The sequence below is a fragment of the Pseudomonas monachiensis genome (assembly GCF_047345015.1).
Lineage (GTDB): Bacteria > Pseudomonadota > Gammaproteobacteria > Pseudomonadales > Pseudomonadaceae > Aquipseudomonas > Aquipseudomonas monachiensis.
The window spans coordinates 1,846,287-1,858,202 of record NZ_CP178857.1; the positions used below are offsets into that span (position 1 = coordinate 1,846,287).

8 protein-coding genes are annotated in these 11,916 nt (G+C 60.9%); 4 read left to right on the plus strand and 4 right to left on the minus strand.

Annotated features, from left to right (window positions below; translation table 11 throughout):
* Positions 1–152 precede the first annotated feature (152 nt).
* Positions 153–2,423 (plus strand): bifunctional 23S rRNA (guanine(2069)-N(7))-methyltransferase RlmK/23S rRNA (guanine(2445)-N(2))-methyltransferase RlmL, encoded by a 2,271-nt coding sequence (gene rlmKL / locus ACMDB8_RS08360; RefSeq protein ID WP_056721923.1) that lies wholly within the window; start codon positions 153–155, stop codon positions 2,421–2,423.
* Positions 2,424–2,566: 143 nt separating this feature from the next.
* Positions 2,567–4,966, plus strand: coding sequence for a sensor domain-containing diguanylate cyclase (locus ACMDB8_RS08365; RefSeq protein WP_056721925.1), 2,400 nt, complete (start codon positions 2,567–2,569; stop codon positions 4,964–4,966).
* Between the two features lie 101 nt (positions 4,967–5,067).
* Here the strand turns inward: ACMDB8_RS08365 and dacB are convergent, their stop codons facing one another.
* Positions 5,068–6,528: a D-alanyl-D-alanine carboxypeptidase/D-alanyl-D-alanine endopeptidase gene (gene dacB / locus ACMDB8_RS08370; protein WP_056721926.1), complete on the minus strand. Its 1,461-nt coding sequence runs from the start codon at positions 6,526–6,528 to the stop codon at positions 5,068–5,070.
* A gap of 234 nt (positions 6,529–6,762) precedes the next feature.
* Here dacB and ACMDB8_RS08375 point away from each other — a divergent pair, with 234 nt between their 5' ends.
* Positions 6,763–7,107 carry a YggL family protein gene (locus ACMDB8_RS08375; RefSeq protein ID WP_007971486.1) on the plus strand — a complete coding sequence of 115 codons (345 nt, stop codon included), beginning with the start codon at positions 6,763–6,765 and terminating at the stop codon, positions 7,105–7,107.
* A 60-nt stretch (positions 7,108–7,167) separates the two neighbouring features.
* Here ACMDB8_RS08375 and ACMDB8_RS08380 read toward each other — a convergent pair whose 3' ends face one another.
* A complete protein-coding gene (locus ACMDB8_RS08380; RefSeq protein ID WP_056721928.1) occupies positions 7,168–8,358 on the minus strand; it encodes a benzoate/H(+) symporter BenE family transporter in 1,191 nt (396 codons plus the stop codon).
* Between the two features lie 355 nt (positions 8,359–8,713).
* Here ACMDB8_RS08380 and ACMDB8_RS08385 point away from each other — a divergent pair, with 355 nt between their 5' ends.
* A complete protein-coding gene (locus ACMDB8_RS08385) occupies positions 8,714–9,478 on the plus strand; it encodes a GntR family transcriptional regulator (protein WP_008050187.1) in 765 nt (254 codons plus the stop codon).
* Positions 9,479–9,622: 144 nt separating this feature from the next.
* On the opposite strand, the gene guaD is transcribed toward ACMDB8_RS08385, so the two are convergent.
* Both guaD and xdhC read right to left on the minus strand, forming a co-directional pair.
* Entirely contained in the window at positions 9,623–10,927 is a 1,305-nt protein-coding gene (guaD, locus tag ACMDB8_RS08390) for a guanine deaminase (RefSeq protein WP_223542335.1), read from the minus strand.
* 7 nt (positions 10,928–10,934) lie between these two features.
* Positions 10,935–11,792 (minus strand): xanthine dehydrogenase accessory protein XdhC, encoded by an 858-nt coding sequence (gene xdhC / locus ACMDB8_RS08395; RefSeq protein ID WP_223542336.1) that lies wholly within the window; start codon positions 11,790–11,792, stop codon positions 10,935–10,937.
* Positions 11,793–11,916 lie beyond the last annotated feature (124 nt).

The window sequence follows — 11,916 nt, forward strand, 5'->3', positions numbered from 1 at the left end:
CTGTCCTTGCATCTAAGCTCATTTAACCCGGGCAGCAGGGGTGGAACGGCACACCTTCGTGCCACGCGGGCGTTCTTCGAGAAAAGCGCCTGATTGAAAACCGGACCGGCAATGCGTTGCGCGGTCACTCAGCTAAAGGTTCTGGAATCCCCATGTCCGATCGTTTCGAACTCTTCCTCACTTGCCCAAAAGGCCTTGAAGGCCTGCTCATCGAGGAAGCCGTCGGGCTAGGCCTTGAGGAAGCGCGGGAGCACACCTCTGCCGTGCGTGGCATGGCCACCATGGAAACCGCTTATCGCCTGTGCCTGTGGTCGCGCCTGGCCAACCGCGTGCTGCTGGTGCTCAAGCGCTTCCCGATGAAGGACGCCGAAGACCTGTACCACGGCGTGCTGGACATCGAGTGGCAAGACCACATGCTCAATGACGGCACCCTGGCCGTCGAATTCAGCGGCCATGGCTCGGGTATCGACAACACCCATTTCGGCGCGCTGAAGGTCAAGGACGCCATCGTCGACAAACTGCGCACCCCGCAAGGCGACCGTCCGTCCATCGACAAGCTCAACCCGGACCTGCGTATTCACCTGCGCCTGGACCGTGGCGAAGCCATTCTGTCCCTCGACCTGTCGGGTCACAGCCTGCACCAGCGCGGCTATCGCCTGCAGCAAGGTGCGGCACCGCTCAAGGAAAACCTCGCGGCCGCCATCCTGATCCGTTCCGGCTGGCCACGTATCGCGGCCGAAGGCGGCGCACTGGCTGACCCGATGTGCGGTGTCGGCACCTTCCTGGTGGAAGCGGCGATGATCGCTGCCGACATCGCGCCGAACCTGCGTCGCGAGCAGTGGGGCTTCACCGCCTGGCTCGGTCACGTCCCGGCGCTGTGGAAAAAATTGCATGAAGAAGCTTCTGAGCGCGCAGCGGCCGGCCTGGCCAAGACACCGTTGTGGATCCGCGGCTACGAAGCTGATCCGCGACTGATTCAACCGGGTCGCAACAACGTCGAGCGTGCCGGCCTGAGCGAGTGGATCAAGATCTACCAGGGCGAAGTCGCAACTTTCGAGCCGCGTCCGGACCAGAACCAGAAAGGCCTGGTGATCTGCAACCCTCCGTACGGCGAGCGTCTGGGCGATGAGGCGAGCCTGCTCTACCTCTACCAGAACCTCGGCGAGCGCCTGCGTCAGGCCTGCCTGAACTGGGAAGCAGCGGTGTTCACCGGTGCGCCGGACCTGGGCAAGCGCATGGGCATCCGCAGCCACAAGCAGTATTCGTTCTGGAACGGCGCCTTGCCGTGCAAGCTGCTGCTGATCAAGGTGTTGCCGGACCAGTTCGTCACCGGCGAGCGTCGTACTCCGGAACAGCGCCAGGTCGAGCGCGAGCAAGCCGCCTATGATCAGGCGCCGAACGAACCGCAAGAACGCAAGTTCAACAAAAATGGCAACCCGATCAAACCGACGCCGGCACCGGCTCCGGTGGTCGAGCAGCCGCGCCTGAGCGAAGGCGGGCAGATGTTCGCCAACCGCCTGCAAAAGAACCTCAAGGCCCTGGGCAAGTGGGTCAAGCGTGAAGGCATCGACTGCTACCGCGTCTACGATGCCGACATGCCGGAATACTCCATGGCCATCGACCTGTATCACGATTGGGTCCACGTCCAGGAATACGCCGCGCCGAAATCCATCGATCCGGAAAAGGCCTCGGCGCGCATGTTCGATGCCCTGGCGGCGATTCCGCAGGCGTTGAACATCGACAAGAGCCGTGTGGTGGTCAAGCGCCGCGAGCGTCAGAGCGGCACCAAGCAGTACGAGCGTCAAGCCGCTCAGGGCAAGTTCGTCGAAGTGAATGAAGGCGGCGTGAAGCTGTTGGTCAACCTCACCGATTACCTGGACACCGGGTTGTTCCTCGATCACCGGCCGATGCGCATGCGGATTCAGAAAGAGGCCGCTGGCAAGCGCTTCCTCAACCTGTACTGCTACACCGCCACCGCCAGTGTTCATGCGGCCAAGGGCGGAGCGCGCAGCACCACCAGCGTCGACCTGTCGAAAACCTATCTGGACTGGGCGCGTCGCAACCTTTCGCTGAACGGTTTCTCCGACAAGAATCGTCTGGAGCAAAGCGATGTGATGGTATGGCTCGACGCCTGCCGTGACGAGTTTGACCTGATCTTCATCGACCCGCCGACCTTCTCCAACTCCAAGCGCATGGAAGGTGTCTTCGACGTGCAGCGCGACCAGGTGCAACTGATCGACCTGGCCATGGCGCGCTTGGCGCCTGGCGGCGTGTTGTACTTCTCCAACAACTTCCGCAAGTTCGAACTGGAAGCCAATCTCGGCGAGCGCTATGCGGTCGAGGAGATCACCGCGCAGACCATCGATCCGGATTTTTCCCGTAATGCCAAGATCCATCGCGCCTGGAAAATCACGGCGCGTTGACACTTGATTTGATTGGATCCACAGAGCCTTGATTTTCAAAGGCTCCTGGATCCCATCAGTGCTGGTCAAGTTAGTGGCTAATGGCTATAACTCAACTCACGACCAAAGGGCTTTCCCGCACCTGGCGTTTTGAGTTGCGTTCTATGTCGTTGCATGCCGTGCGCCCCAGGATCCTGGGTTTTATCAGCGAAGATGCCTCGGCCTGGTTGGTCGCGCTGCTGGTATTGCTGGTCGGCGGGGTGCTCACCGGGTTGCTGGCGTGGTCGACACTTAATCTGTTTCACCATCAATTGCGGCAACGCTTCCAACTGCTGGCCAGTGAACGTTACAGCCGTATCGAAGAGCGTTTCGAAGATCAGGAGCAGCGCCTCGACGGCCTGCGCCGGTTTTTCGCCAATTCCGATTCGGTGTCCCGAGCGGAGTTCGATGGTTACACCCAACCTTTGCTGCTGCGAACCCAGGCGTATTCCTTTGCCCAACGGGTCACTCGTGATGAGCGGGCGGCGTTCGAGCGTCGGGTGCGTGACGAAGGCTTGAGCGGCTTCACCCTGAGAGAACTCAACGCCGCCGGCCAATTGCAACTGGCCGGCGAGCGAGATGAGTACGTAGCGGTGCTGTATAGCCAGACGCAAAGCAAACTCGGAGCACCCCTCGGTTACGACTTGCTGGCCCAGCCGCTACGGCGTGCCACGCTCGATCGGGCCGATCAACATGGCGCCATGGCGGTGTCGCAACCGATGCATCTGGTGAGTATCGAGCCGGCTTATGCGCGTGGTGTGCTGCTGGTTGCACCGGTCATGCAGCGCAACAGTCAGGGCCACAGCGCCATGAAGCCCTTCGGTTATGTCATGGCGGTGATCAGCATGCGCCAGTTGCTGGCGGATGGACTGCCGGAAGCGGGCCGCGACTATCTCTCGGTGCGCATCCTCGATTTGTCGATCGACGAGCAGCACGAGGTGCTGTTCGAGTCGCCCAACCCGCCGGCCATCAGCGACCTGTCGTCCACGCGCCTGTTGCGCATGGCCGACCATGACTATCAAGTCGATATCCAGCCCAGCGCCGCGTTCGTCAAGGCCAACCATTCCTCCGTCACCAGTGTGGTGGTGTTGGGTGGGTTGCTCAGCGTGATGCTCAGTGCCTTGCTGTATGTGTTGGTCAGCCAGCGGCAGCGGGCGTTGAAACTGGTCGAGCAACGCACCCAGGAACTGCGCGACCGAGAGCAGGAACTGCGTGGCACCCATGGTCAGTTGCGTGGCGTGCTGAATGCCGCCACCCAGGTCGCGATCATCGCCACCGACCTGCGCGGCGTCATCAGCACTTTCAATGCGGGTGCCGAGCAGATGCTTGGCTACTCCAGCGCCGAGGTGGTGGGGCATATGACCCTGGAGAGTCTGCACCTGCCCCGGGAACTGGTTGCTCGCTCGGCCGAGTTGAGTGCGCGCTATGGCAAACCGGTGCCGACCTGCCAGGCGATGCTGGTCGAAGGCGACGCGCAGGGCGACCATGAGGCACGGGAATGGACGCTGGTGCGCGGCGATGGCAGCCATTTGATGGTCAACATGCTCGCCACGCCGATGCTCGATGAACAAGGCCTGTGGGTCGGGCACCTGGCGGTGTGCATCGACATCACCGAACGCAAACGGGTCCATGAGGCGCTCGCGGCGCGGGATCTGTTGTTGAAGAAACTCAGCGCCCACGTCCCCGGCGGGATCTACCAATTCAAGATGGAGTTCGACGGGCGTTTCAGCGTGATCTATGCCAGCGACGGCATTCGCGAGATCTACGAGCTCGAACCCGACGTGCTGCTGCTCAATGCCGAAGCGATCTTCACCCGGATTCACCCCAAGGACACCACCCGTGTCCGCGCCTCGATCCGGGCCTCGGCCGACACCCTCAGCCCCTGGCGCGAGGAGTACCGCGTGCAATTGCCACAACGGGGTCTGCGTTGGGTACGTGGCGAGGCCACGCCGGAGGAACTGCCCGGTGGCGGTGTGCTGTGGCACGGCTACATCTCGGACATTTCCGATATGAAGCGGGTGGAAGAAGAGTTGCGCGCGCTGTCGGTCACCGACTCGCTGACCGGTATTCACAACCGGCGTTATTTCCAGGAACGCCTGACCACCGAAATGGCCCGGGTCGAGCGCGGCGGTGGGGATCTGTCGGTGATCATGCTCGATATCGACCATTTCAAGCGCATCAATGACCTGCATGGCCATGCCGTCGGTGATCGGGTGTTGCAGGCCGTGTGCCAACGGATCGGCCACCGGCTGCGTCGCACCGATGTGTTCTGCCGCCTGGGCGGAGAGGAGTTCATGGTGTTGTGCCCGGATAGCGGCGGCGAACATGCCTATATGTTGGCCCAGCAATTGTGGCAAGGCTTGCGCAGCTCACCGATTGAAGGTGTCGGTACGGTCACCGCCAGTTTCGGGATTGCCAGTTGGCGGGTCGGGGAGGGCGCCGATGCCTTGCTGTTGCGCGCGGATTCGGGGGTCTATGCGGCGAAGCAGGCGGGAAGGGATAGGGTTGAGGGGGAGATGAATTAATCTGCGGTGAGCTGAAAAGATCGCAGCCTTCGGCAGCTCCTACAAGGTTATGTGTATACCTGTAGGAGCTGCCGAAGGCTGCGATCTTTTGATTTGCCGGGTTACAACACCGAAGCCGTTTGTGGCACTTTCGGTTGGCGGTACAGGTCCAGCAGCACCTGATCGAGCACCGAAGATGCGCCGAACGGAGCCTTGTCGTTGAGGATCGCCACCACCGCCCAGGTGTTGCCATTGACGTCGCGACTGAAACCGGCAATCGCCCGCACGGTGTTCAGGGTGCCGGTCTTGACGTGGGCTTCACCGCGCATGGCAGTGGTCTTCAGGCGTTTGCGCATGGTGCCGTCGGTGCCGGCAATCGGCATCGAACTGATGTATTCGGCGGAATACGGGCTGTGCCAGGCCGCTTCGAGCATCGAGGCCATTTCCCGGGCGCTGACACGCTCGGCACGGGACAGGCCGGAGCCGTTCTCCATCACCAGGTGCGGCGCGGTGATGCCCTTTTTCGCCAGCCACTGACGCACGACACGCTGGGCGGCCTTGGCGTCGTCACCATCGGCATCGGTACGGAAGCGTTGGCCGAGGCTCAGGAACAACTGCTGGGCCATGGTGTTGTTACTGTACTTGTTGATGTCGCGGATGATTTCCGCCAGGTCCGGCGAGAACGCCCGGGCCAGGACCTTGGCGTCTTTCGGGGTTGGCGCCAGCACATCCCTGCCCTGAATGCTGCCACCCAGCTCTTTCCAGATCGCGCGGACGGCGCCGGCGGTGTAGGTCGCGTGGTCGAGCAGCGACAGGTAAGTCTGCGAGCTGCAGCCTTCACCCAGTTGACCGCCGACCGTCACGGTCACACTGCCGTCGGCCTGTGCCACCGGGTTGTAACGCACGCCACCGGTGCATTGCCTGGAGTTGAGGGCCTTGACCTGGTTGTCGATGCGGATGCTCGCAATCGGCGGTTCCACCGAGACCAGCACCTTGCCCGAGTCATTGCGTGCGACGAAGCGCAGCGCCTTGAGGTTGACCAGCAGCGAGTCGGGTTTGACCAGGAACGGCTTGTTCTCGTCGTTGCCGTCGTCATTGAACTCCGGCAGTTGCGGTTGTACGAAGAAGGTTTTATCCAGCACCAGGTCGCCGGTGACCTGGGTGACGCCGTTGGCACGCAGGTCGCGCATCAGCAGCCAGAGTTTTTCCATGTTCAGCTTCGGATCGCCGCCACCCTTGAGGTAGAGGTTGCCGTTGAGAATGCCGCCGCTCAAGGTGCCGTCGGTGTAGAACTCGGTTTTCCACTGGTGGTTCGGGCCGAGCATTTCCAGCGCCGCGTAGGTGGTGACCAGTTTCATGGTCGACGCCGGGTTGACCGACACGTCGGCGTTGAACACCGTCGGGGTGCCGGGGCCGGTGAGCGGGATCATTACCAGCGACAGGGCGTTGTCCTGCAACTTGCTGGCTTTCAGGGCTTTTTCAACGTTGGGCGACAACGCGGTATTGACGGGAGCGGCGCAAACGGGAAGGGCCAGGGGGAGAAGAAAACCGGCCAACAGCAATGGACGCAAAGATTTGATCATCTGAAATAAAACCCTACAGCCGAGGGGAAAAAAGATGAGGGCATGGAGATAAATTCCCTCAATGGTCATGAAAGTGTCGGCATTATGCCCCAAGGTGTCACAGCTTGTGCCGTGCGCAGGCATTCTGATCGGCTATTTTTTTACCGACGGTAGGCGTGGTGGCCCAGAGAGTCAGGCAATCGGCGGCTTAAACTGCTAAAGTGCCGCCCGTTATTACTTAAGAGGATTGTTCCAATGGCGACTAACCGTTCCCAGCGTCTGCGCAAAAAACTGTGCGTCGATGAATTTCAAGAGCTGGGTTTCGAACTGAACCTGGATTTCAAAGAAGATTTGGCTGATGAAGCCATTGATGCTTTCCTCGACGCGTTCCTCAAAGAAGCCATGGAAGCCAACGGTCTGGGTTATGTTGGCGGCGACGACTACGGTCTGGTTTGCCTGCAGAAGCGTGGCTCGGTCAGCGCTGAACAGCGCGCTGCCGTTGAAGCCTGGCTCAAAGGCCGCACCGAGCTGACCAGCGTTGAAGTCAGCCCGCTGCTGGACGTCTGGTACCCGGAAAAGCCGATCAATCCGGTAGCTTGATGTTCCAGTAAAAACGGCGACCCAAGGGTCGCCGTTTTTTTTGGCCCGGTTTTGTGTATTTCAGGCCTTGCGCCAGTTCAGAATCACCAGCGTCACCACCCCGGCGACAATCCCCCAGAACGCCGAGCCGATGGAAAACAGCGTCAGCCCCGATGCCGTGACCATGAAGGTGATCAGCGCCGCTTCACGTTCCTTCACTTCGCTCATGGCGATGCTCAAGCCGTTGATAATCGAGCCGAACAGCGCCAGCGCCGCAATCGACAACACCAGTTCCTTGGGCAGCGCGGCAAACAACGCCGCGAGCGTCGCACCGAACACGCCGGCGATCCCGTAGAAAATCCCGCACCAGACCGCAGCGGTATAGCGCTTGTTGCGATCCTCATGGGCGTGCGGTCCGGTGCAGATCGCTGCGCTGATCGCCGCGAGGTTGATCCCGTGGGAGCCGAACGGTGCCAGCAGCAAACTGGCGATGCCGGTGGTGGTGATCAGAGGCGAGGCGGGCACCGTGTAACCATCGGCGCGCAATACGGCGATACCGGGCATGTTTTGTGAAGTCATGGCGACGACAAACAGCGGGATGCCGATGCTGATGGTTGCCGCCAGGGAGAAGTGCGGCGTGGTCCAGACCGGCGTGGCCACTTCCAGGTGGAAATCGCTGAAGTCCAGCAGCCCCATGAAGCCTGACAATGCCGTGCCGATCAGCAATGCCGCCAGCACCGCATAGCGCGGCGACAGGCGCTTGACCACCAGATAAGTGACGAACATCCCCAGTACCAGGGCGGTGCGGTGTTGTGCCGCGACGAAAATCTCGCTGCCGATCTTGAACAAAATCCCCGCCAGCAGGGCGGCGGCCAGGGAGGCCGGAATCTTTTTCACCAGTCGTTCGAAGCTGCCGGTCATCCCGCAAATCGTCACCAGCACCGCGCAGGTGATGTAGGCGCCAATGGCCTCGCCGTAAGACACGCCGCCGAGACTGGTGATCAGCAGTGCGGCGCCGGGGGTCGACCAGGCAATGGTGATCGGCGTGCGATAGCGCAGTGACAGGCCGATGGAGCACACCGCCATGCCGATCGAGATGGCCCAGATCCACGAAGAAATCTGCCCGCTGCTGAGGCCCGCGGCTTGCCCGGCCTGGAACATCAGCACCAGGGAGCTGGTGTAGCCGGTCATCATGGCGATGAAGCCGGCGACGATGGCCGAGGGCGAGGTGTCGGCCAGCGGGCGGATTTGCGTGTGGGTGGCGTCGTTCATGACGGTGGTGTTCCTTTTACAGATGAAGATGTCCGCAGCAACGCTGCACTCTGTGGGAGCGGGCTTGCTCGCGAAGAGGACGTGTCAGTCAATATTGATTTAGCTGACAGACCGCATTCGCGAGCAAGCCCGCTCCCACAGGAATTACGTTACGAAGGCGGATTCTGCGAACAAGCCTAAACTCAAAAGTAATAAGGCGTTGCGATACAGCCGAGGCAACATTCAGCCGTACAGTCGTGTTGCCACCTTCCATTGTGTACAATCGCAGTGTTTTTTACGCGATACTTGCCAGCGACCCACTGTGCCGTATTACAGTCGCGGTCAATTCGCCGCAGTTCTTCCGACTCGAGTGCCCATGAACGAACAGTTGCAACCCCTAAAGAAACAACCGCGAGCAGGCAAAGCCGGCCGCAGCGGTACCCAGGACGATATTGTCTACGCGCATATCTTCGAGGCCATCCTCGAACAGCGTCTGGCGCCCGGCACCAAGTTGAGCGAAGAAGCGCTGGGGGAAATTTTCGGGGTCAGCCGCACCATCATTCGCCGTGCCTTGTCGCGCCTGGCCCATGAAGGCGTGGTGCTGCTTCGTCCGAATCGTGGCGCCGTGGTCGCCAGCCCGAGCGTCGAAGAAGCCCGCCAGGTGTTCATGGCCCGCCGTCTGGTGGAGCGAGCGATCACTGAGCTGGCCGTTCAGCACGCGACCGCCGAGCAGATTGCCGAATTGCGCCAGATGGTCAACGACGAACGCGACAGCTTCTCCCGTGGCGATCGTGGCGCCGGCATCCGCCTGTCGGGTGAATTCCACCTGAAACTGGCCGAAGCTGCGAAAAACGCGCCGCTGATCAGTTTCCAGCGCAGCCTGGTGTCCCAGACGTCGCTGATCATTGCCCAGTACGAAAGCGGCAACCGTTCCCATTGCTCCTACGACGAGCACACCCAGTTGATCGACGCCATCGAAAAGCGCGACGCTGAACTGGCGGTGAACCTGATGATGCATCATATGGATCACATCGACAGCAAGCTCAACCTCGACGAGGAAAGTGCTTCGGATGATCTGCATGCGGTGTTCTCGCATTTGTTGCAGACCAAGAAGCCGGGGCGATCGACCGCGAAGCTCTGATAGAAAAAGATCGCAGCCTTCGGCAGCTCCTACAAGGGTGTGCGTACACCTGTAGGAGCTGCCGAAGGCTGCGATCTTTTTTCAGGCAATAAAAATCCCCCGGGCTGAAAAGCGCCGGGGGATTTTTTTATGCCCGCAAAAAAACTAGCGCTGATGCACCAGATTTCCCGCCGCATACGTCTGCTGAACAGTCCGGTCATCCCCCAGGGTCATCAACACAAACAACGTTTCGGCGATGTTGTTGGCCTGCTTCAGGCGATAGCTCAGCAGTGGCGTGGCGTGGTAGTCCAGCACCAGGAAGTCGGCGTCGGTGCCCGGTTGCAGGGTACCGATCCTGTCTTCCAGGCGCAGTGCGCGGGCGCCGCCGAGGGTGGCCAGGTACAGCGACTTGAACGGGCTCAGGCGTGCACCTTGCAGTTGCATCACTTTGTAGGCTTCGTTGAGGGTTTGCAGCAGCGAGAAACTGGTGCCGCCGCCCACATCGGTACCGATGCCGACATTGAGCTTGTGCTTCTCGGCCATCGGCAGGTTGAACAGGCCGCTGCCGAGGAAGAAGTTCGAGGTCGGGCAGAACGAGATGGCCGAGCCGGTTTCCGCCAGTCGCGCGCACTCGTCATCGCACAGGTGCACGCCGTGGGCGAACACCGAGCGCTCGCCGAGCAACTGGTAGTGGTCGTAGACGTCCAGGTAGCCCTTGCGCTCCGGGAACAGCTCCTTGACCCACTCGATTTCCTTGAGGTTTTCGCTGATGTGGGTCTGCATGTACAGATCCGGGTATTCGGTCAGCAACTGGCCAGCGAGTGTTAGCTGTTCCGGGGTGCTGGTTGGCGCGAAGCGTGGGGTGACCGCGTAGTGCAAGCGGCCCTTGCCGTGCCAGCGCTCGATCAATGCCTTGCTTTCGACGTAGCTGGATTCGGCGGTGTCGGTCAGGTAGTCCGGGGCGTTGCGGTCCATCATCACCTTGCCGGCGATCATCCGCAGGTCGAGCTGTTCGGCGGCTTCGAAGAACGAGTTCACCGATTGCGGGTGCACGCTGCCGAATACCAGCGCAGTGGTGGTGCCGTTGCGCAGCAGTTCCTTGATGAAAATGTCCGCGACCTGATCGGCGTGGGCCTTGTCGGCGAACTGGCTTTCGCACGGGAAGGTGTAGGTGTTGAGCCAGTCCAGCAACTGCTCGCCATAGGCGCCGACCATGCCGGTTTGCGGCAGGTGGATGTGGGTGTCGATGAAGCCGGGGGTGATCAATGCATCCTGGTAGTGAGTGATTTCGACGTCAGCCGGCAGGGTCGGCAGCAGTTCGCTGGCGTGGCCCAGGGCGCTGATCTGGCCGTTATCCACAACCAGTAAGCCGTCTTCGAAATACTCGTAGGAGGCTTCGATGCCCACGACGGCTGGGTCGGCGATGCTGTGCAGGATGGCGGCGCGGTAAGCTTTGCGAGTCAAAGGCATGAGATTCTCAATTCGAGGCTTTCAAGTTTGCGGTTTGGCTGCGGCGTGACGCGGGCAGCAGTTTGGCAATCGGTTCGGCGCTGGACGTCTGCTGGCCGAAGTTCGCGTTATAGGTGGCGATGATTTCGCCGGCGATGGAGATGGCGATTTCCACAGGCAACTTGCCTTTGACTTCGCCGATGCCCATCGGGCAGCGCATGCGTTGCACGACGCTGTTGTCGAAACCGCGGTCGCGCAGGCGATGTTCGAACTTCACCCGTTTGGTCTTCGAACCGATCAGGCCGAAGTAGGCGAAGTCGTTGCGCTTGAGGATCGCAGCGGTCAGTTCGAGGTCGAGTTGATGGTTGTGGGTCATCACGATGCAGTAGCTGCCGGCCGGCAGGTCATCGATTTCATCCACCGGTTCTTCGCTGACGATCTTGCGCACGCCATGGGGGATCTGCTCGGGGAACTCATCTTCCCGCGAATCGATCCAGCGAACCCGGCAGGGCAGGCTGGCCAACAGTGGCACCAGGGCGCGGCCAACGTGGCCGGCACCGAACACGGCGATCTGCGCTTGAACCTGGCCCATCGGTTCGAACAGCAAAACGGTTGCACCACCGCAGCATTGGCCAAGGCTGGCACCGAGGCTGAAGCGCTCCAGATGGGTGTCCTGTTTGCCGCTGGCGAGCATCTCGCGGGCGATCTTCATGGCCTTGTATTCCAGGTGCCCGCCACCGATGGTGTCGAAGCTCTGGTTCGCACTGATGACCATCTTCGAGCCAGCGTTGCGCGGCGTCGAGCCGAGCTCTTCGATGATGGTCACCAGCACGCAGGGCTCACCCCGGTTTTGCAGGTCGGCGAGGGCGTCGATCCAGTTGTACATGTTCACCTCGACATCTGTGTGTCTGTTAGTCCGCCATCGCGAGCAAGCTCGCTCCCACATTGGATTTGTACAGGTCCATCAGTCAGCACATAACCCTGTGGGAGCGAGCTTGCTCGCGATAGCC